General features: G+C 32.6%; 18 protein-coding genes. All 18 read right to left on the reverse strand.

The genetic code is table 11. The features are described 5' to 3' along the window. Positions 1-2: 2 nt before the first annotated feature. Positions 3-914, reverse strand: coding sequence for a phosphate ABC transporter substrate-binding protein (locus tag AC4PG3_RS10230; protein ID WP_492196532.1), 912 nt, complete (start codon positions 912-914; stop codon positions 3-5). Between the two features lie 131 nt (positions 915-1,045). Beyond that, the gene (locus tag AC4PG3_RS10235; protein ID WP_492196533.1) at positions 1,046-1,348 is read right to left on the reverse strand and encodes a DUF4491 family protein; all 303 of its coding nucleotides are present in this window, start codon (positions 1,346-1,348) and stop codon (positions 1,046-1,048) included. 126 nt (positions 1,349-1,474) lie between these two features. Next, positions 1,475-2,770: a nitrogenase component 1 gene (locus AC4PG3_RS10240; RefSeq protein ID WP_492196534.1), complete on the reverse strand. Its 1,296-nt coding sequence runs from the start codon at positions 2,768-2,770 to the stop codon at positions 1,475-1,477. Further along, entirely contained in the window at positions 2,733-4,943 is a 2,211-nt protein-coding gene (locus AC4PG3_RS10245; RefSeq protein ID WP_492196535.1) for a nitrogenase component 1, read from the reverse strand. The genes AC4PG3_RS10240 and AC4PG3_RS10245 overlap by 38 nt, the downstream gene beginning before the upstream one ends. Positions 4,944-5,063: 120 nt before the next feature. Then, positions 5,064-6,353 (reverse strand): phosphopyruvate hydratase, encoded by a 1,290-nt coding sequence (gene eno, locus AC4PG3_RS10250; protein ID WP_492196536.1) that lies wholly within the window; start codon positions 6,351-6,353, stop codon positions 5,064-5,066. 27 nt (positions 6,354-6,380) lie between these two features. Next, complete coding sequence (gene gpmI / locus AC4PG3_RS10255) at positions 6,381-7,904, reverse strand: 2,3-bisphosphoglycerate-independent phosphoglycerate mutase (protein ID WP_492196537.1); 1,524 nt, start codon at positions 7,902-7,904, stop codon at positions 6,381-6,383. 14 nt (positions 7,905-7,918) lie between these two features. After that, positions 7,919-8,665 carry a triose-phosphate isomerase gene (tpiA, locus tag AC4PG3_RS10260; RefSeq protein ID WP_492196538.1) on the reverse strand — a complete coding sequence of 249 codons (747 nt, stop codon included), beginning with the start codon at positions 8,663-8,665 and terminating at the stop codon, positions 7,919-7,921. 12 nt (positions 8,666-8,677) lie between these two features. Further along, positions 8,678-9,871 carry a phosphoglycerate kinase gene (locus tag AC4PG3_RS10265; protein ID WP_492196539.1) on the reverse strand — a complete coding sequence of 398 codons (1,194 nt, stop codon included), beginning with the start codon at positions 9,869-9,871 and terminating at the stop codon, positions 8,678-8,680. A 59-nt stretch (positions 9,872-9,930) separates the two neighbouring features. Beyond that, on the reverse strand, positions 9,931-10,935 hold the full coding sequence (gene gap / locus AC4PG3_RS10270) for a type I glyceraldehyde-3-phosphate dehydrogenase (RefSeq protein WP_492196540.1): 1,005 nt from the start codon (positions 10,933-10,935) through the stop codon (positions 9,931-9,933). Between the two features lie 41 nt (positions 10,936-10,976). Continuing rightward, a complete protein-coding gene (locus tag AC4PG3_RS10275; protein ID WP_492198222.1) occupies positions 10,977-11,957 on the reverse strand; it encodes a sugar-binding transcriptional regulator in 981 nt (326 codons plus the stop codon). A gap of 185 nt (positions 11,958-12,142) precedes the next feature. After that, on the reverse strand, positions 12,143-13,525 hold the full coding sequence (rpoN, locus tag AC4PG3_RS10280) for an RNA polymerase factor sigma-54 (RefSeq protein ID WP_492196541.1): 1,383 nt from the start codon (positions 13,523-13,525) through the stop codon (positions 12,143-12,145). A gap of 101 nt (positions 13,526-13,626) precedes the next feature. Continuing rightward, the gene (locus AC4PG3_RS10285; RefSeq protein WP_492196542.1) at positions 13,627-14,559 is read right to left on the reverse strand and encodes an ABC transporter permease; all 933 of its coding nucleotides are present in this window, start codon (positions 14,557-14,559) and stop codon (positions 13,627-13,629) included. Continuing rightward, the gene (locus tag AC4PG3_RS10290) at positions 14,552-15,658 is read right to left on the reverse strand and encodes an ABC transporter permease (RefSeq protein ID WP_492196543.1); all 1,107 of its coding nucleotides are present in this window, start codon (positions 15,656-15,658) and stop codon (positions 14,552-14,554) included. Before AC4PG3_RS10290 ends, AC4PG3_RS10285 begins: the two co-directional genes overlap by 8 nt. Next, on the reverse strand, positions 15,645-17,150 hold the full coding sequence (locus AC4PG3_RS10295) for an ABC transporter ATP-binding protein (RefSeq protein WP_492198223.1): 1,506 nt from the start codon (positions 17,148-17,150) through the stop codon (positions 15,645-15,647). The genes AC4PG3_RS10290 and AC4PG3_RS10295 overlap by 14 nt, the downstream gene beginning before the upstream one ends. A 104-nt stretch (positions 17,151-17,254) precedes the next feature. Then, entirely contained in the window at positions 17,255-18,370 is a 1,116-nt protein-coding gene (locus tag AC4PG3_RS10300; protein ID WP_492196544.1) for a BMP family lipoprotein, read from the reverse strand. 144 nt (positions 18,371-18,514) lie between these two features. After that, positions 18,515-19,690, reverse strand: coding sequence for a glycine/sarcosine/betaine reductase complex component C subunit alpha (grdD, locus tag AC4PG3_RS10305; RefSeq protein ID WP_492196545.1), 1,176 nt, complete (start codon positions 19,688-19,690; stop codon positions 18,515-18,517). Between the two features lie 10 nt (positions 19,691-19,700). Continuing rightward, on the reverse strand, positions 19,701-21,239 hold the full coding sequence (grdC, locus tag AC4PG3_RS10310; RefSeq protein WP_492196546.1) for a glycine/sarcosine/betaine reductase complex component C subunit beta: 1,539 nt from the start codon (positions 21,237-21,239) through the stop codon (positions 19,701-19,703). A gap of 75 nt (positions 21,240-21,314) precedes the next feature. Further along, entirely contained in the window at positions 21,315-22,625 is a 1,311-nt protein-coding gene (gene grdB, locus AC4PG3_RS10315; protein WP_492196547.1) for a glycine reductase complex selenoprotein B, read from the reverse strand. Between the last annotated feature and the right edge of the window lies 1 nt (position 22,626).

The raw sequence follows: 22,626 nt of genomic DNA on the forward strand, positions 1-22,626 counted from the left end.
TTCTAATTTGCTGGTACAAATCCCATTTTTTCAATAATAGCTGAGCCCTCATCTGATAATACAAAATTCATAAATTCTTGTTGTTCAGATGTTAATTCTCCATCTTTGATTACCAATAAAGGTCTTGATACCTTATATGAGCCATTCACTATGTTTTCTTCTGTTGCTTCTATGCCATCAACTTTTAAAGGTATAAGTTTACCTTCATTTTGATTTACCATACCATAAGACGCATATCCTATTGCATCTTTATTTTCCATAATCTTTGTAACTAAAGCACCCATTGAAGGAGACTGAATAGCATCTTCTCTTACTTGAACATCTCCCATTATACTTTTTTGGAATACTTCATGTGCCCCTCCACCTAAGTCTCTAATAACAACAACTATCTCTTTATGCTCTAGACTTTCATCTAATTCATCCCAGTATTTATATTCCCCTGAGAATATTTTCATTATTTCTTCTGTAGTTAAATCATCTTTTATATCTACTAATGGGTTTTCAGGATTTACAGAAATAGTTAAAGCATCTATTCCTAGAGTAAACTCTTTCATATCATCAATTTTTTCTTTTTCTGTATCCTTTACTCCTCTAGCTAACATACCAAAGTCACTAGTGCCTTCTATAACTGATTTTGCACCTGCTCCTGAGCCACCAGCAGATACATATATTGATATGTTTTTTTCTGGAAAATCAGGGCTAACCTTGTCCCATGTACCATTACTTTCAATAAAATCTGTTGCTATGGCAGATATTACTGGCGCTAAAGTAGAGGAACCATTAAAAGTCATTTCCGCTTTAAATTCATTTTCTTCAGTTGTTGTATTGTTTGTACCAGTTGTGTCATTTCCACATCCTGATAAAGACGTTACAATTACTAACATAATTAATAATAAACTTATCTTCCTTTTCATAATTACCTCCATGTGTATGTAATATTTTTAACAATCTAAATACAGTATACACTCTTATTACAGATATTTCCACCTAAACAACATTTGTTTTTTCTATATTAAAATAAATCCTATTGATAAAATTTATACCTCTATCTTTTCTTTTCATCATAATTTCTATTAGGATTTTTAGGAAATCTTCCTTGCAAAACTCTTTGCTCTTGTTCTATAACCTCTTTGATGCTCCAAAAACAACAAAAGGCAAGTATTCCCAAAGAACTTGAAATAGTTATATTGTACGTAATTAAAGAACCAATCAAAGATATAAACCCTGCTATTATAAAAATAATTATACTTTTTCTTCCTAAATAATATTCTGCTTTTATTACAATAGGATGAAATATTCCTATTAATATAAATGTAATTAAACCATGTAAAGCTCCTAAATAATTCATTTGTTCTCTCCTCATGTGTATATTTACTTAAAGTATCTGTTAATTTAAAGTGATTATTAAAAAGGAATAAAAAATCCAGAAGTCCCTATTATCCATATCTTAAAACCTGGCACCTTTAATCATTATTTAATTAAATATCAATCCATTTAGCACTTGCTCTACTATTATAAGGGCTCCCTTTAGACCTAGATGAGTCTTTGGAAGTACATCTATATAGCCTAAGGAGGGCAAAGATATCTCAATACCACTAAAATTGTGTTTTCTTAATTTAAGTTTAGCAATGGTGTTTCCACTTCCAAAGACTAGTTCGCTTTTAGTCTTTAGTATATCCCTGTTAATAGTATCATAGATATTTAAATCCTTTAGAAAATCATCGGTTCGTTCTTTGAATGTATCCGTATTTTCATTCAATACGGATACAGTTTCTAGTATCATTCCAAAATAATGAACTAGAAACATAGAGTAAGAATATACTTCTGAATAATTGCCTTCTATTGCAAAATTTACTCCCTTAGGCAATCCAGTCATAGAATTTACCCTTGAAATATGTACATAGGCATCAGCTCTGGATTTCTCGCTTTCCTCCATAAATTTACTGTTGTCTTTATTTAATATATTACATATATCTTCTATAAACTTTTCCGTAGCACTAAATCCTATAGGAGGTCCATCACAGATATAATAAGGTATACCATAGATTTCTTCTAGCAACAATGCGGTATTATATCCGTACTCAGGGTTTATTACTACATTAAGGCTTCCTTTAGATATATTTTTTATGTCTTCTAAGGATGATTTTGAGCATAAAAAGCAATTTACCTTTATACCACACATATTAAGCAATCTTTCAATTTCTTCTATATCCCCTATATGGTCTCTATGGAATATGGATATACCCAATATATTTACTGTATCGGGCAATTTTTTTAGTTTAGGGATGTCTAGCTGTTTAAATATTTCCATAGCAGCCCTTTCATATCCCTGACATATATCATCGGAAAATCCTGAAGTCTCTATAACTATAAATTTCTTTTCTTCTATATATTGACCTACTATGCCTTTCAAATCATCTCCAATAAGTGAAGCCCCAGGGGAATTTATTACAACTAATAAATCAAAAGGGACTTTTTCATTTAGAAAATTAAGAGTCTCTTCTAATTTTTCTTTGCTTCCATATACATAATCCTTAGAGTCCAAAAATGTACAAGGTACTCTAGGCTGACCAAAATAATACCTGTCTGGATATTTTAAAGGATCAAATTCATGTTGATGAATACTTTGACTGTCTGAAATAGCACTATGATAAAACTTACATCCTGTAGGTCCATTTATTAAAACCACAGTACGGTGAATTCCTTCCATGGCAAATATCAAACCTGTAAAACTATCTGGTGTAATATTTTTTAAATAATCTTTCATCATTTGCCCATTCTCCTTTTACATTTAACTTGATAAGCTTTGCCCACCTCTGAGCTATTTTTACTCCAGAATAAAATCCAGTATCCGGACACATAGGTATAGTATCAGAAATATAATCTCCATGATATAGTGAAGATGCATAATTCGCAAGGAGTATATCAGGACTATATGTTTTTATATCCCTCTCTATATTTTCCTTATTATAATTTAAATCTACATTTAAATTTAGATTTAAATTTGTTCTAAACCCTATATCTTGAGAAAAATTCAATATCCCTATCTTTACTATCTCCACACCAATATCTGAAACAGTTTTTAATATCCAGTCTAGGCTGTGATTGTATGTGATAATTAGAAGTTTTTTCCCTTTTAATATGGGTTTAAGCTCCTGTATATATTGATTATATTGTTTTTCATTGCTCTCTATAATATCTAGCGCCTGTCTTTCCTTATGAAAAACTCTGCCTACAGTTCTCATCCATGTTTTAGTTTCTTCAAAACCAATAGGAAAGGGCTTCTCTAGGAATTCACAATCATATTCTCTTTGAAAAAAGTCCTTAAGTACCCTACCAGTATAATCATCATATCCCAAGATATTGATAGGGGCTGTCAAAAAGTTCTCTATTTTTTCATAGGTAGTTTCACAAATAAATCTGCAATTAACTGTAATCTCCATTTGATTTAGATATTCTTCTACAGTTTCAAAATTGGTATTGTTGTTTTTTGCAATGACCTTTTCAAATACTATATTTACAGTATCAGGTGTTTTTTTCACATCTGATTTTATGGCATTTTTAGCTATGGTCATATAGCTCATGAGCATACCTTGTAAATAATCCCCTGCTATATTTCCATCAGCTTTAATAGTGATTATTGGAGTATCATCATCACCTAAGGATTTTACCATATGAATATCATCTCCTATGATTCCTGAAGGACATGCGCTTATCACTATAATAGCCTTGGGAGAATCAGCTTTGATTTTCTTTACTTTCTCCGTCAAAACCTCCATTCCTCCAAAAACCATATCTACCTCTTTCATATATGTACATTCAAAATTAGGGGATATAGAAACAGGAAGTAAAGCACCTCTTTCAAATAAACCTCTTCTTCCTGGAGAAGTTATAGATTGATAGGATATATATGTACAGCTTTTAGGAGCATGGGCAAGGACTACAGCATCTTTAATATGTATACTCATAGAAACAGCACCATTAAAAGCACAGCCATGAAGAGGCTCTTCAGTAATCATACTCTTAGATAGATATCTATTTGGACTTGTAGCATCTATTTCATCCATATGCCTGGTTTCATCTTTTAAAATTTCCTTTTCTTCTTTACTTAAAGGATTATTCTTAATTGAAATCAATCTTTTATTTAAAAGTATGATATCTTCTATATCTTCCTCTGGAATAGGATTGGATTTATGTAATTCTATTCCTTTTATTATTTCCTTTGCAAAATCCTTAAATATATCTTTTATCTTCGATTGTTCAAATTTTTCAATCAAAGTCATATTCCCTTTTTCAGATATTGAAAACTCATCACTTCTGGGTATGTCCATAAATATAGGTAGTTTTACAGCCTCTACAAATCTCCTTACCCTATTATCCTCATCATGTACATTTCTCCTATTATATATGATGCCGCCTATTCTTTTTCCACTATTTTCATAGTTTTGGATACCTCTTAAAATATTATTTGCAGCATATAAAGACATGTACTCCCCTGATGTGACTATAAATATAGTATCTGCATATTCTTCCCTTATGGGCACAGCAAAACCTCCACATACCACATCCCCTAATACATCATAGATGATATAATCGTAATTACCCTTTATATTAAAACTATCCAATAGCTCAAATGTAGTGATGATACCCCTTCCTGCACATCCTACACCTGGAGTAGGTCCACCTGCTTCTACACAGCCTATTCCCTTATATCCATGAAATAATATATCTTCAACTGTATAATCCAAAGGATTGGTACTTCTTATATAGTCCAATACTGTAGTTATATTTTTTCCCTGCATAAGTAATCTTGTAGAATCATGCTTAGGGTCACATCCTATTTGAAGGACTTTCTTATTATATATTGAAATGGCTGCAGATAAATTTGCACTTATAGTTGATTTTCCAATGCCACCTTTTCCATATATGGCTATTTGTTTCATATGTATACCTCCTTATACAAAAATAGTCTTAGCTTCACAGAGCTAAGACTATTGCTTTTATCTTTATATACAAAGAACATAAACTACATCTGTCTCAATCCTGGAAGGTTTCAATTCATTTTACTTTATATTATAAAAAGTATTTTTACCTTTATACTGAGAAACTTCTCCTAGATTATCTTCTATTCTTAATAATTGATTATATTTTGCAACCCTATCAGTTCTAGAAGGAGCACCTGTTTTAATTTGACCTGCATTTGTTGCTACTGCTAAATCTGCAATAGTTGTATCTTCAGTTTCTCCGGATCTATGAGAAATTACTGCTGTATATCCATGAGTTTTAGCTAATTCTATAGCATCTAGAGTTTCAGTTATTGTACCTATTTGGTTTAATTTTATTAAGATTGAATTAGAAATTCCAAGCTCAATTCCTTTATTTAATCTCTCTGTATTAGTTACAAATAAGTCGTCTCCTACTAATTGGATTTTATCTCCTAATCTTTCAGTAAGAGCTTTCCATCCATCCCAATCTTCTTCATCTAGTCCATCTTCTATGGAAATAATTGGATACTTCTCAACTAAATCTGCATAGAAATCTATCATTTCTTCTACAGTTAATTCTCTGCCTTCACCTGCTAGAGAGTATATTTTCTTATCTTTATCATACATTTCTGTAGCTGCAACATCAAGGGCTAACATTACCTCTTCACCTGGTTTATATCCAGCTTTTTCTATTGCAGATACTATTGTAGATAAAGCTTCCTCGTTGCTTGATAAGTTTGGAGCAAATCCACCTTCATCACCTACTGCAGTATTTAATCCCTTAGATTTTAATTCTGATTTAAGGCTATGGAATATTTCTGCACCCATTCTTAAAGCTTCTTTAAAATTCTTTGCTCCAACTGGCATTACCATAAATTCTTGTATATCCACATTGTTATCTGCATGCTCTCCACCATTTAATATATTCATCATCGGTACAGGGATTGTTTTAGAGTTTACTCCACCTATATAATTATATAAAGGCATACCTAATTCTTCTGATGCTGCTCTTGCAACTGCCATAGAAACACCTAGTATAGCATTAGCTCCTAATTTACCTTTATTATCTGTTCCATCTAATTCTATCATGAATTTGTCTATGCCTAATTGATCAAATACATTCATTCCTATTATTTCATCTGCAATAACATCATTTACATTTGCTACAGCATCTAATACACCTTTACCTAGGTATCTTGATTTATCTCCGTCCCTTAGTTCTACAGCTTCAAATGCTCCTGTGGAAGCTCCAGAAGGTACTATTGCTCTTCCAAATGAACCTGTTTCTGTAATTACTTCTACTTCTACAGTTGGGTTTCCTCTTGAATCAAGTACTTCTCTTGCGTATACATCTACTATTATACTCAAATTTATCATCCTTCCATCTTTTATTATTTAAACTAACAGTGAATTTCCAGTCATTTCTTTAGGCGTTTCTAATCCCATAAGCTCTAGTAGGGTAGGTGCAATATCTGCAAGCTTTCCTTCTTTTAATTGTCTATCTTCTCCTACTAATATTAAAGGTACTTTATTTGTAGTATGGGCTGTAAATACATTCCCATTTTCATCTAACAATTTTTCTGCATTTCCATGATCTGCTGTTATAAGTGCTATACCATTTTTTTCATTTAAAACCTCTATTACTTCTCCCATACATCTGTCTACAGTTTCAACTGCCTTTATAACTGCAGGCATTATGCCAGTGTGTCCTACCATGTCTGAATTTGCAAAGTTTACCACTATCAAATCATATTTATCCATATTTAATCTATTTATGACTTCTTCTTTTACCTCTTTGGCACTCATCTCCGGCTTCAAGTCATAGGTTGCAACTTTGGGAGAAGGAATCAATGCTCTATCCTCATTCATATAGGGTTTTTCAATTCCTCCATTTAAGAAAAAGGTTACATGGGCATATTTTTCCGTCTCAGCTATTTTAACTTGATTTAGTCCACTAGTACTTACAAACTGTGATAGAGTGTTTAAAGGTGTTTCACTTCTATATAGCACATTTACATTTGGCATAGTAGTATCGTATTCTGTCATAGTAATATAAAAAGTACTTACTGTCTTTTTTCTTTTAAATCCTATGAAGTTTTGATCTACAATAGCTCTAGTAATTTGTCTAGCTCTATCTGGTCTAAAATTAAAGAATATCACAGTATCACTATCTTCAATAGTTCCAACAGGTTTTCCATCTTCTACTATCAATGTTGGCAACATAAATTCATCTGTGATTTCTTCATTATATGAATTCTCAATTGCAACAATAGGATCTATATTCTTCTCACCTTGACCTAAAACCATGGCATCATATGCTAATTCTGTTCTTTCCCATCTCTTATCTCTATCCATAGTGTAGTACCTACCCGATACCGTAGCAATCTTACCTACACCTATTTCATCCATTTTTCGTTGTAATTCTTCTACTTGAGATTTCCCAGCTGTAGGAAGTACATCTCTACCATCTAAAATCACATGGACATAGACCTGTTTTACATCATTCTTTTTCATCATTTCAAGTAATCCATAGAGATGCTTTACATGACTATGAACACCTCCGTCTGAAACTAAACCTATAAGGTGTACCTTAGAATTATTTGTCTTTATATTTTGCAAACCTGCTAGAATTCCTTCATTTTTAAAAAACTCTCCACTCTCAATGGCCTTAGTTATTCTAGGCAATTCTTGATATACTACTCTTCCCGCTCCTATATTTAAATGTCCTACTTCAGAATTTCCCATCTGTCCTTGGGGAAGACCTACATATTGGCCACTTGCATCTAGACTTGTATTAGGATATTTAGATATTAATCTATCGAAGTTTGGAGTGTTTGCAAGTTTTACACCATTTCCCGGGTAATCTTCTCCTATACCCCAGCCATCTAATATCATTAACATTACTGGTTTTTTTGCCATGAATATTCCTCCAGTTAATAATTTACTAATTGTACAAAGTCATCTGCTTTTAAACTTGCTCCCCCAACTAATGCTCCATCTATCTCAGATTTCCCCATCAATTCTACAACATTATTTGGTTTTACGCTTCCTCCATATTGGATTCTTATTTTTTCTGATTGAGTCTCACTATATAGATTTTTTATAGTATCTCTTATAAATCCAATCATATTGTTGGCATCATCAGCTGAAGCAGTTTTTCCTGTACCTATTGCCCATATAGGTTCATAGGCTATAACTATATCTGTTACCTTTTCTACATCTATATCTTTTAAATCTTTTGTAATTTGAGTTTTAACTACTTCTTCTGCTTCTCCTGACTCCCTTTGTTCTAGAGTCTCCCCTACACAAAGTATTGGTTTTATATCATAATTTAAAGCAGTCTTAATCTTTTTATTTACAGTTTCATCTGTTTCATTGAAATATTGTCTTCTCTCTGAATGTCCTATTATTACATAATCTACCCCTAATTCTTTTAACATTAAAGGGGATATCTCACCTGTATATGCTCCATTATCTTCCCAATGCATATTTTGAGCACCAAGTTTTATATCTGTATCTTTTATAGCTTTTTTTACATCTTTTATATCTGTAAAAGGAACACATACAACAGTTTCCACATCTTTACTTAATTTATGAGATTTTATCTCTTCTACTAATTTTAAAGCTTCATCAATAGTTTTATTCATCTTCCAATTTCCTGCAATTATAGGAGTTCTCATATTATCCCACCTTTACTTTTCGCTTATTGCCTCTATTCCTGGCAATTTTTTACCTTCTAACAATTCTAAACTAGCTCCCCCACCTGTTGATACATGGCTCATATCCTTAGAATATCCAGCTTTTTCAACGGCAGAAGCAGAATCTCCTCCACCTATTATAGTAGTACCTTTAGAGTTTGCCATTGCTTTAGCAATGCCAAAGGTACCTTTAGAGAAGTTTTCCATTTCAAATACCCCCATAGGTCCATTCCAAACTATAGTTTCTCCATTTACTATTTCTTCAGAGAATCTTTCTATAGTTTCTTCTCCTATATCTAATCCCATCATATCTTCAGGTATACTATCTATTTTAACAGTTTTAAATTCTGTATCATTTTTAAATTCTTTAGCTACTACAATATCCACTGGCAGTAGTAAATTGACATTAATTTTCTTTGCCTTTTCCAATAATTCTTTTGCCAACTCTATCTTGTCTTCTTCAAGTAGTGACTGTCCTATTTCATATCCTTGAGCCTTTAAAAAAGTATAGGCCATTCCTCCACCTATTAATATTGAATCTACTTTATTTAATAAGTTTTCAATTACACCAATCTTATCTGATACTTTAGCTCCACCTAATATAGCAATAAATGGTCTCTTAGGTTCTTCTATAGATTTTCCCATTACATTTATTTCTTTCTCAACTAAAAATCCTACTGCTGAAGGAAGTAAGGATGATACACCTACATTTGAGGCATGGGCTCTATGGGATGTTCCAAAGGCATCATTTACATATAGCTCTCCTAAGGATGCCAGCTCTTTTGCAAAGTTTTCTCCATTCTTTGTTTCTTCTTTTCTAAATCTCGTATTTTGGAGTAAAGCTATATCACCATCTTTTAAGGAATTTATTTCTTCTCTAACCTTATCTGACACCACATTGTCATCTTTGGCAAATACTATATCTTTATCTAATAGTTCTTTTAATCTATTTGCAACAGGCTGTAAACTGAATTCTTCTTTTGCTTCACCTTTTGGTCTGCCTAAATGAGACATTAGTACAACTCTTGCTCCTTCTTTTACTAAATATTCAATCGTAGGAAGAGAGCTTCTAATTCTTTTATCATCAGTTATATTTCCATCTTTATCCATAGGAACATTGAAGTCACATCGCACAATTACCTTTTTCCCTTTTACATCTAAATCTTTTAAACCCTTTTTATTTAGCATATAATCACCCTCTCTTATAGTAAATAGTCGGGTCTTTTAAAAGACCCGACTTTAATGAATTACTTAGTAGCTACTAATTTTGCAAGGTCTAAAACTCTTTCTGAATATCCCCACTCATTATCATACCAAGATACAACCTTGACCATATTACCTATTACCATAGTTGATAATCCATCTACTATTGATGATCTTGGGTCCCCTACATAGTCTGATGACACTAGAGGCTCCTCTGAGAATCCAAGAATTCCCTTTAGTTCATTTTCACTTGCTTCTTTTAATAATTTATTTACTTCTTCTGCAGTAGTTTCTTTTTCTACTTCAAATGTTACATCTACAATAGATCCTGTAGGAACTGGAACTCTTATTGCGAATCCATTTAATTTACCTTTTAATTCTGGTAATACTAGAGCAACTGCCTTTGCTGCACCTGTAGTAGTTGGTACTACATTTACTGCTGCAGCCCTTGCACGTCTAGGATCTTTATGTCTTTTGTCTAGTATTTGTTGGTCTCCTGTATAAGCATGAATTGTAGTCATTAGACCTTTTTTAACTCCTAGTTTTTCTAATATTACTTTAGCAACAGGTGCTAAACAGTTAGTAGTACAGGATGCATTAGATATAATATTGTGATTTTCCGGATCATATTTTTCATCATTTACACCTAATACAACTGTAATATCTTCTCCTTTTGCTGGTGCAGTTACTATAACTTTTTTTGCTCCAGCTTCCAAATGTTTAGATAGACCTTCCCTATCTCTAAATGCTCCTGTTGAATCAATTGCCAATTCTACTCCTAATTCCTTCCAAGGAATTTCAGCTGGATCTCTATGAGCTATTACTTTAACTTTTTTACCATTTATTATAAATCCTTCCTCATCTGTTTCAATAGTACCATTGAATTTTCCATATACTGAATCATATTTAAACAAATGAGCTAAATCTTCTATATTTCCTGATGCATTTATAGCAACTAGTTCAAAATCTTCTACTCCACCTTCAAAATACGCTCTTACAAAATCTCTACCTATTCTACCAAATCCGCTTACTCCAACTTTCATACTCATTAAAAATTCCTCCTCTTATTAATTAAATTTTATTTATGTTTTCAAAATATCCTCAATATCTCTTTTGCTGCTTTTTCATCTGTTATTAAAGTCAAATTAGGATTTAATGTGGATACCGCTATTATAGCTTCAGCTTTTTCTTCACCTCCTGCTACCCCAATTAAATTTTTTAAATTCTTAAATCTATCTAAAGAGAGACCTATTGTCTTGTGTTCCCAGACTTCTTCCCCCTTGATGTTAAAATAATGGCCAAATGCTTCAGAAACTGCCATCTGATTTTTAAGTTTTTCTACCGTGGATTCTTTTAAATTTCTTCTACTTGCCATAGTATCTGCTCTACCAATTCCAAATACTAGGATATTAATGTTTTCTATGATTTTTTTAGATTCTTTTATTTCTTCATTTTTTAATACATGCTCCAAAGCATCTACATCTAAAGTATCTGGAACATTTAGTAGTTTATAGTTACCCCCTAATTTCTTAGCCAATTTTGCAGATATAGAATTAGATTGATTTTCAACATCAGAACCTAATGCTCCACGAGCAGGAATGACTAAGATATTTCTGGTCTTATCATCATATTCTTCTTCTTCTACTACTTTTGCCATAGTAGAGCCACCAGTTATCCCAATAACATCTTTTTCTTTTAGAGTTTCTTTTAATACCTTAAAGGTAATTTTACCCATATCTTTTAAAATTATCTGACTTTCATTAGAATCTCCAGGGATAATTTTTACTTTTTTTATACCCAATATATTCTTTAACTTTTCCTCTAATATCGGTATATCTTTTAAGTTAGCATATATTGGCTCTAAATCCCTTAGTATTTTTTTACCTTTTTCACTTGTATACATACCCTTAAAATCAATTTTTATTAAATCTAAATTTTTAAGAATTTCTACCTCATCTCTGACTTTTCTTTCTTTCATATTTAATTGTTTAGATAACATCCTTCTACCAATAGGTTGGTTATGAGATATGAATCTTAAAATCAAATATCTTGTATAGACTAATTCAACCATTTCTGGCAATATCTCTCTTATAATGTTTAAAGTTTCGATCTTTTCACCTCCAAGAGTACTACCGGGACAATTTATGTACCTCTACTTGTTTTTTTGTCCCATGTTATCTAAATAAATAGCAGAGTTTAAAACTCCACTATCTATAGTATACCTTATTAGGATAAATTATGCAATAATTATGATTTTCAGGAAAACCTTTTTCTTAGAGAAGAACTAGGTATATTTAATTCTTCTCTATATTTAGCTACAGTTCTTCTAGATATATTTGAGCCCTTTTCCTTTAATATATCTGCAATTTTTTGATCACTATAGGGCTTTTTATTATCTTCTTCATTTATTATATCTTTTATTATTGCCTTAATCCTTGTAGAGGAAGATATCCCTCCTAATTGATTTCCTACTCCACTTGAGAAAAAATATTTTAATTCGTAAAGTCCTCTTGGAGTTTGTACATATTTTCCATTTGTAGCCCTAGATACTGTGGATTCATGCATATCTATACAATCTGCTACTTCTTTTAATGTAAGAGGCACTAAAGCCTTTTCCCCATTTTTAAAAAATTCTATTTGAAACTTCAATATAGCTTCTATTACATTATAAATCGTTTGCCTTCTCTGCTGTATACTTTTAATAATCCACATAGCCTTATTAAGTCTTTCTGAAAGAAATTCTTTAGTATTATCATCCCTATTGTTTTTCATAAGACTTAAATAATAATCACTTATATTTAATCTAGGACCAGTTATATCATTTAAAAGAATAATATACTCCCCTTCTATTAATTCAATACTGGCATCTGGAACGATAAACTTTGTCTGATCCAGAGAATCATCAAATCCACTTCCTGGTTTCGGATTCAATGTCTTTATAGAATCACATGCTTTTTGTATTTGAGATGTGTCTATATTTAACTCCTTAGAAATCTTCATAATTCTATTGCATGATAAATCTTCTAAGTAATTCTCTATTACATCTATTACTACCTGCTCTACATCTTCCTTTGCCTTTAATTGAATTAAAAGACATTCTTTTAGGTTTCTTGCACCAACGCCTGCAGGATCAAATCCTTGTATTATCTCAAGTACCTTTTCTACTATATCAATATTGACTTCAAAATAAGTTTTTATTTCTTCTAAAGTAGTCATTAGATATCCATTTTTATCTATATTTTCAATTATATATTTTCCTATAAGATAATTTTCATCTTCTAATATAGTTAAATTAAGCTGACCCATCAGATAATCTTTCAAATTTTCTTTATGAGTTACAAAGGATTCAAAATTGTATTCATTCTGGTTTCTATTTATTTCTGACTTATAACTTATATCATCGTACCTCTCAGCAAGATCCTTTAAATCTATTTCATCCTTTTTCTCATCTTTTTTTATATTTTCGATTTCTCTATTTACAGATTCCATTTCCAACATTGGATTTTCTTCTATTTGATCTTTTATATATTCATTTAACTCTAAGCTATTATACTGGAGTAATTGAATAGCTTGCCTCAATTCTTGTGTCATTATTAATTTTTGAGTTTGTTCTAATTTTAAATTATACTCAAGTTTCATCAATTATTCCTCCATTCTAAATATAATTATATCAAATATTTCGAAATATACAAAATATTTTTATATAAAAAAAAGATGGAGAAATTTTCTCCATCTAAAAATTATTTTTCATACTGTATACCATTAGCCTTTGGTCCATTTCCTTCTCCTACTACAAATATCAATACTAAAAGGGTTATTACATATGGAACCATTGCTAGTAAGGCTGAGGGAACCTGAAAGGATGTACTACCTACATAGGTTATAAGTCCTTGTGCAGCTCCAAAAAGTAGACATGCCCACATAGCACCTTCTGGCTTCCATTTACCAAATATCATGGCAGCCAAGGCTATAAATCCTTGACCTGATATAAGAGTAACTCTGTAATTTGCTACAACTGCTAAACTCATAGCAGCTCCACCAAAACCTGCAAAAACTCCTGATAATATAACTGCTATATATTTTATTAAATATACATTTACTCCTAGTGTGTCCGCAGCTCGTGGATGTTCACCTACAGATCTGATTCTAAGCCCTAGCTTAGTCTTATATAGTAAAAACCATACTAATCCTACCATTATAAATGCTAAATAAACAGTGTCATATTGATTAAATACATAATTGAAAAATCCTTCTTCTGGCAATATAGCATTTAAAGATTTAGGAATCTTATGATCAAAATCTATAGGTAATGTCATAGATGCCCCATCAAAAAATATTCTACTTAAAAATACTGCTAATCCTGGTCCAATAAAGTTTATAGCAATACCTGATACTACATGATCAGCTGTAAAATGCACTGTTGCTATGGCATGAAATAATGCAAGAACTCCACCTGCTAAGCCTGCGGCTAAAAAAGCAAACCAAGGGTTTAATGTATAATAACCAACAGCTGCTCCAGTAAAAGCTCCTATGGTCATCATACCTTCTAGTCCTATATTTACTACTCCTGAATTCTCAGATAAAACTCCTCCTAAAGCTGTGTATATAAGAGGTGCTGCATACATAAGTGATATTCCCAATATAATACCTATATTATCAATTACACTATTCAACCTTATCACCTCTTTTATTCTTTTTAAATACTGAACTCATCATATAAATTAATTTAGGCATAGCTACAAAGAAAATTATAGTACCTATGGTTATATCTATTATTTCAGATGGCACACTTATAAGGGAGTTTAATTTCCCTCCACCATACTTTAGCCCCCCAAATAAAAGTCCTGCTGGGATAGTTGCTAAAGGATTATTGGCAGCTATTAGAGATACTCCTATACCATCAAAGCCATAACCTGGACCAGCATCTAGTAAACTAACTTGCCCTTCTACTCCTAATACTTGAGTAGCACCTGCTATTCCTGCTATTGCTCCTGCTATAAAAAGTGACAAAACTACATTTTTATTTATATTTATCCCTGCATATTCAGCTGCATCTCTATTGTATCCTACAGCTTTAAGTTGATACCCTAAAGTTGTATTTTTAAGTATATAGAAAGCCCCAATAGCCACTAATATGGCTATAAACATACCATAATTCACCGGAGGATTTAAAAGCCCCTTTAATATTTCATGATCTTTTAAAAATGCTCTCCCTACTTCTGATAATTTCCACTCTCCCAATATTCTAGTGCTGGCACTATCAAGTATTTTAAATGATGAATCAGAATTTGGTCTTCTAAAACTTTCAAAGGTTAAAAAGTAATTATTTAAGTAAATAGCTATCCAGTTCATCATTATAGATGAAATAACTTCATGAACTCCAAACTTTGCCTTTAATATACCAATTATTCCACCCCATATACCTGCAGCCAATGTTCCTATTAGTATAGCTACTATTACATGTATAAATGGAGGTAGATCTAAAAAGTATCCTGCCATAGTGGCAAAGATGGACCCTACTATAAATTGCCCTTCTGCACCTATATTAAATAATCCTGTTCTAAATGCAAAGGCTACAGAAATACCTGTAAGAATGATAGGTGTAGATCTAACTATAGTCCAAGCTATATACTTAGGTTTACTGAATATCCCAAGTATCATAGTTTTATATGTTTCTACTGGATCAAACCCACCTATTAACAATATAATTGCACCTACAACTAATCCTAATAAAATGGAGACAAAGGTAACTAGAAATCTATTTTTCTTCATGTGTACTCCCTCCTCCTGCCATTAAAAGACCTAGTGTCTTTTCATCTGCATCCTTTGCATCTATTATGTCTACTATTTTTCCATTGTATATAACTGCTATCCTATCTGATAAGGCTATTACTTCATCTAATTCAAAGGATATAAGAAGCACTGCTTTCTCCTTATCTCTTTGCTTTACTAGATACTCTTGTACAAATTCAATGGCACCTACATCTAGACCTCTAGTAGGCTGTGCTGCTATTAAAACTTCTGGATTATTTGTAATTTCTCTAGCAATTATTACCTTTTGTTGATTACCCCCGGATAATGCTCCAGCTAAATGATGTGGATCCTGGGGTCTAATATCAAAATCTTTTATAAGTCCATTTGTAAACTCATCTATCTTCTTATGATTTAATATCCCTTTGTTAGAAAAAGGTTCTTTATAATAATTTTCTAATACCATATTTTCTGCTACAGTAAAATCTAGAACCAGTCCTCTTCTCTGTCTATCTTCAGGGATAGTACTTATACCACTATTAATAACTTCATATGGAGAGCTCTTTGTAATGTCCTGGCCATTTAGGATAACTTGTCCACTTTCTATATCCCTAAGACCTGTAAGTCCATCTATAAGTTCTGATTGTCCATTTCCATCTACACCTGCTATTCCTAATATTTCTCCAGAATATAGATCTAATGATAGCCCATCTACTGCATTTAACTTTCTATTATCCTTAATTACAAGATCCTTTAATTCTAATACTTTTTTACCCTTTTCTAATAATTGTTTTTCTACATTAAAATTTACTTCTCTACCTACCATCATTTCTGCAAGTTCGTCTATGCTTACATCTGAAACCTTAACTGTATCTATTTTTTTACCTCTTCTAATGATAGTGCAATAATCAGCCGCTGCTTTTATCTCTTTTAATTTATGAGTTATTATAATTATAGTTTTCCCTTGCTCTGATAAGCCCTTTAGTATGGTGATTAATTCTTCTATTTCCTGAGGTGTTAAAACTGCTGTAGGTTCATCTAGTATTAGAATATCAGCACCTCTGTATAGGGATTTTAATATTTCTACCCTTTGCTGCATACCAACAGTGATATCTTCTATTTTTGCATCAGGCTCTATATATAGACCATATTTTTCCGAAAGTTCTTTTAACTCTTTTGTAGCTCTATCTATATCTAATACAATGCCCTTTGTAGTTTCCATACCTAAGATTATATTTTCTACAACTGAAAATGATTCTACAAGCATAAAATGTTGATGGACCATTCCTATACCTTTAGATATTGCTATATTGGGATTATTGATCTTTGTCTTTTCCTCATTTATGTATATTTCTCCAGAGCTAGGTTGTAAAAGACCATAGAGTATATTCATAAGAGTACTCTTACCTGCTCCATTTTCACCTAGAAGAGCATGAATCTCTCCCTTAGCTACTGTTAAGTCTATATTGTCATTTGCAGTAAAGCTACCAAATCTCTTAGTAATATTTTTCATTACTATTGCGTTTTCAGGTTTATTTTCCAACAGGGTTTCCTCCTATCTAGATTTAAAAAGCTTAAGGCCATGGCCTTAAGCTTTTTAATTTTATTTACTACTGCTTACTTAAGTTCCTCCATATATACTTCATATGTCTCTTCATTGAATGGAACTACTATTTTACCATCTATGATTTCTTGTTTTAATTCTTCTACTTTATCAAGGATTTCTGCTGGTACATATTTGTCAGAAGTTGGTGCTATATCTACAGCTCCACCATCTTCTAATCCATACACTATAGTTTCTCCACCTGGGAATTCTCCCTTATTTAATAGTTCTACTACATTGTACACACCAACATCTACTCTCTTCATAGCTGAAGTCAACACATTTTCAGGTGCTAAATAACTTTGGTCTCTGTCTACACCTATTACCCATTTGTCCTGCTCTTTAGCTGCTTCTATAACTCCATCTCCAGCTCCACCTGCTGCATGGAATACTACATCTATGCCTTGTTGATACATATTAGTAGCTGCAGCTTTAGCCTTAGTTGTTTCAGAGAATGTTTCTATATACTGTGATAATACATCTATCTCTTTACCTTGTTCTTTGGCAGCATACTGAATTCCTGCTTGGAATCCATAGTCAAATCCCCAGATTACATCTCCTTCTCTACCACCTACAAAACCTATTTTATCTGTTTCAGTCATCATTCCTGCAATATATCCAACTAAGAATGATGGTTGCTCTGCTTTAAACACAACTCCTACAGTATTATCTGGAGTCTCATCTCCATATGAGAAGTCAACTATACCATATAGTTTGTCAGGATTGTTTGTTGCAGCTTCCTTTACTGCATCTGCTAATTTATATCCTACACCCCACATTAAATCATTTTCAGCATCTAGTACTGTTTCAAAGTTCGGTGCATAATCAGCATCATTGTGTGACTCTTGGTAGCTTACTTCTATATTATCAAAATCTTCATCTGCTTTTTGTAGTCCTTCCCAAGCTGACTCATTGAAAGATTGGTCACTTATTCCACCTTCATCAGTAACCATAGCTACTTTATAAGTCTCTTCTGCATCTCCAGTGTCACCTGTATCCTCTGTATCAGGTGTCTCCTCTTCATTTCCTGGTGCTGGATCGTCAGCCACATCGCCATCATCATTTGAACAAGCTGCTAATGTAAATATTAAGATTAGCGCTAGTCCTAAAGCTAACCACTTCTTATTCATTTATAATCCCCCTTAAATTTTAAGTATTAGAATAGTTTCTAAACTATTTATACCCTAATACTTTTTTAATATAACAAGTTTATTATAATTGATTTAAGAATTTATTTCAACATTTAAAACAATTATGTTGATTATTATGATTGTTTAACAAATACTCCTATCTTCTACTGCATAGCCTGATTCTTTTAATACTTTTATAGCATCACAGAGTTTAGCCTCATTTATCATGACTATAGGTCCTGTACACCCCATACCTGATTCTGCATATATATTATTTTTCCACAATTCTTTAACCGCATCTTCTAATTCCATAATATCTATTCCACCTATAGTCTCTGTCACCATTTCCTTTGATGGAGGAGATATTTCTTCTTCATTTTTTTCTTTATCTTTAGTTGCTGCTTTTAATATATCTTTTAAACCTGCTTTATTCGCCTTTTTAAATTCTTCTTTTTTAATAGAGTTTAAATCTCCCTTAATCAATTCTCCTGCGTACAGGATGGCATTTGAAACTACTGGACTTCCAGACGCTCTAGAAAGAATTAAAACTACTGGATCATAATTTTCTCCTATCCCTGGCCCATATCCATAGCCTGAAGACTCAAAGCTTCCACCAGTTGTAAATGAGGAGAACATCTTCATTAGGATATTTCCTGTAAGTGTATCATTTATCATTATATCAGGAACTCCTTTTAAAAGGTCATTTCCTCTCATTACAAATCCTCCATCAGATCTACTGGATTCAGTAAAGTTTACATCGTATCCATTTTCTATTAGCTTTTTAAATGTTTTTTCTACTTGTCTTGCTCCATCTACATTTAAAATTCCTACAGTAGGATTATCTATGCCCATGGATTTTGCAGTTATTATTCCATTTATTCCATTTAAAACCATGGCCTCTATTCTGTGTGATGATGATGTTCCTGTAGTAGTTGCTATGAACATTTCTTTTCCAAGGGCAGGAGTTATAGTTCTACCTACTGTAGAAACTCCTATTGGGAAATTATAGTGCATAGTAACTGCAGCATCTATTTCTCCTGTATCTAAAAGTTTCTCCATTTTTTCATAAACTTCATCTTCTGTGTCTGCTATTTCCTGAGTCAAGGGAGAATCTGACTTTGGCCCAATTAATACTACTTCTATAGAAGGGTCTTTTTTTGCCGCCATTTCAGCACCTTTTATAAGATTATCCATACCAAGTTCACTTCCAATGGTAGTTATGCCTACTCTAACTCTTTGGCTAAATTGACCTGTTTCTATACCTTGTGCAATATCATTAAAAACCTTGCCTATCATAGATTTTACATGTTTTTCACTCATATTATCACCTCTAATCCTTTAGTAGATGACTAGCAAAATCCTTCATAGCTTCAGCCACCAATTTCTTTACCTCTTCTTCTGATATCCCCTTTTCTTCTTCTACTTTTCCTGGATTTTTTTCCATTACTATGGATATACCATCAAAGAGATTTGTCATTCTGCCTAAGAATAGACTACCTTTTCCAACTATCATAGCTCTTTTTATATTTCCCTCTAAAATTTCATCTCTACCAAAACCTACATATGGTACTCCTGAAGGTATATGTCCTTGAGTAGGCGCCCATCCTTCCATACCATGTTTTTGAATAAAGTTTAGTAGCTCTTTTTTCTCTAAATCTCCTCTTTTAACACCTAAAGCTCCAATCATCTTATAATTAGCTGTAGGTACATCTCCTGCTCCTGCAGGTTTTGTAACATCAGGATTTTGCATCTCTACAGAATATTTGTCTATATCCGTTATCTTTAATCCCATATTATCTAAAGGATTAGTAACTAAGGATGTAATAACAGCTTGAGGTGATGAACCAGTTCCTACTGTGTGTCTTCCAACTATATCTGTTCTAAGAATTGGATTTTTACTGTCATTTTCTGAAATAAGAACTGCAAAACCTCCAAGTACATCTTCTAATACAGGCATGTCTTTTTTAACATGATCCTTTCCATTCATTCCTAGTTTAGCAGTTGAACCTCCTGCAACTATCATAACATTTTTAAATGTACCTGCTTGAACCAAAGATGCTGCTAGAACCATGGCATGAGCTGGTGCTGCACAGAATCCTCTAGCATCTGAACCTGTAGCATTTTTAAGTCCTGCCATTTCAGCTATAGCCTTTGCAAAGTTTCCTCCACCTCTTTGATTCATATCTCCGCAAGCCTCTTCTGAACACTCTATTACATAGTCTATATCTTCAGGATTTATTCCATTTTTGTCAATCAAGTGTAGTGCTGAAAGCACTCCAGAAGCCTTTGAAACTAGATTTTCAAATAGTATATGAGCAGATAGATTTACATCTACATCATGGGCTCTTTTTACACATCCTACTAATTCTTTATTGTGATATAGAGCTTCTGCCTCTTGATTTTCTATTAAATTTTTAATATCTTCTATGGTCTCTCCTACTTTAAGTCTTGAGACTAATTCCTCATTTATTAAAGGATGATTTTCCAAATCTTTTTTTGCATCTTCAGTAAATTCATTTGTAAGCTTTACAAGGTCAAATACATCTACTATTTTCATAAGGCCTATAAATTCTCTTTGTGGCATTATCTCTCCAAATTTACCTATTCTTTTGCTTCCCTCTACTTTTTCTTTATACCAAGGCTGAGAAATTTTCTTTAAGTCTTCTGGCTTATTGTTTCCTATATAAACTTGGTTTGGTAGATAATCTATTACTTCTTCATAATTTCTTAGATGGTCCTCTAGTTTTTTTAAATATTCTGAATCTGGATTTAATTGTCTTTCTGTTGTTTGAGTTGTACCATTGTGAATAATCATATCTGGGGTATGTACTAAGACATAGCTAGACCCCTTTACTACTGAATAATTCATCTTTGCACCTCCAAATTTTTATATTATCTTTAATAAAAGGGTGATATGATATCACCCTTTTATTAAGTTTTTTATTTACTTGTCAAATACATTTTGTCCTTCTACTTCAGTTGCTAGGGCATCTAAAGCTTTTTCAACTAATTTCCTTCTAAGAGCCTTTTCATCTTTAGGGTCAAGTTTTGGATCTCCTAATGGATGAGGTATAGCTATAGCAGGAACTATTCTATTTGCTCCTACAGTTAATGATATAGGAACTACTGTACATACATGTACTACGGGAATACCCGCTCTTTCAATTTCTTTTACCATTGTTGCACCGCAACGTGTACAGGTGCCTCAGGTAGAAGTTAAAATAACTGCATCTACTCCATCTTCTTTTAGCTCTTTACTAAATTCTTCAGCATAAGCTTTAGAACTTGCTACTGAGGTTCCGTTTCCTACAGTTGCATAGTAGTATTTGTGAAGTTTGCCTATTTTACCTTCTTTTTCTAAATCTCTTAATACATCAACTGGAAGAACTCTATCTGCATCTTCATTTGCATATACAGGATCGTGTCCTCCATGAGCTGTTTCATGAGTTTCGCTTGTAAGGTCATCTAAACCTGATATATCATATTTACCATATTTTGAGGCTGATGAAGACTCTATATGGTCAGGATTTCCCTTTGGTACAATACCTCCAGATGTAACTAATGCTATAGTTGCATTTTTCAAATCCTTTACTGCAGGATTTGGATCTACTCTGTCAAAATCAGGCATAGGATATTCGGTTTCGAATTCTTCACCTTTTAATTTTTTAACTAGCATATCTACTGCTCTCTTTGATCCTCTTTCATCTGCGAAGTAATTTTCTCTTAAACCTCTTTCTAGATAACCTTCTTCTTCAGCACTACCTATTTCTTCACCTTTTACAAGTTTTAGAGCCAAGGGTACCATCTTTTTAACAGCATCTCTCATTCCTACTGCACTATCTTTTGTGGAAATAATATATACAGATTTTTTGAACATATCTGCACCTGGATTTTCTTCATACATTCCAGTTATAACAGGTATACCTAATTTTTTTTGTACTTCATCTGCCATAGTGGCACATGCAAATCCATATCTACCTGCATTAAAAGCTGGACCGGCGATAAATAAATCTGGATCCTTAGACTTTATCATTTCAAGGATTTCTTTTTTAGCTTCTTCAGTGTTTTCTCCAAAATAAGTGTCTCCACATATAACAGTGGCAACTATTTCAGCTTCACCTTTAAATCCTCCATTTATGGCCATACCAGGCCCTACTACTCCATCTCTTATTTCAGGTTTAATATCTGCCTTTTCTTCTCCACCTATACCGGCAAAGAACTGATTTATATAATGTACAACCTTTATTTTATCCACA

The organism is Tissierella sp. QWL-11 (assembly GCF_058683765.1).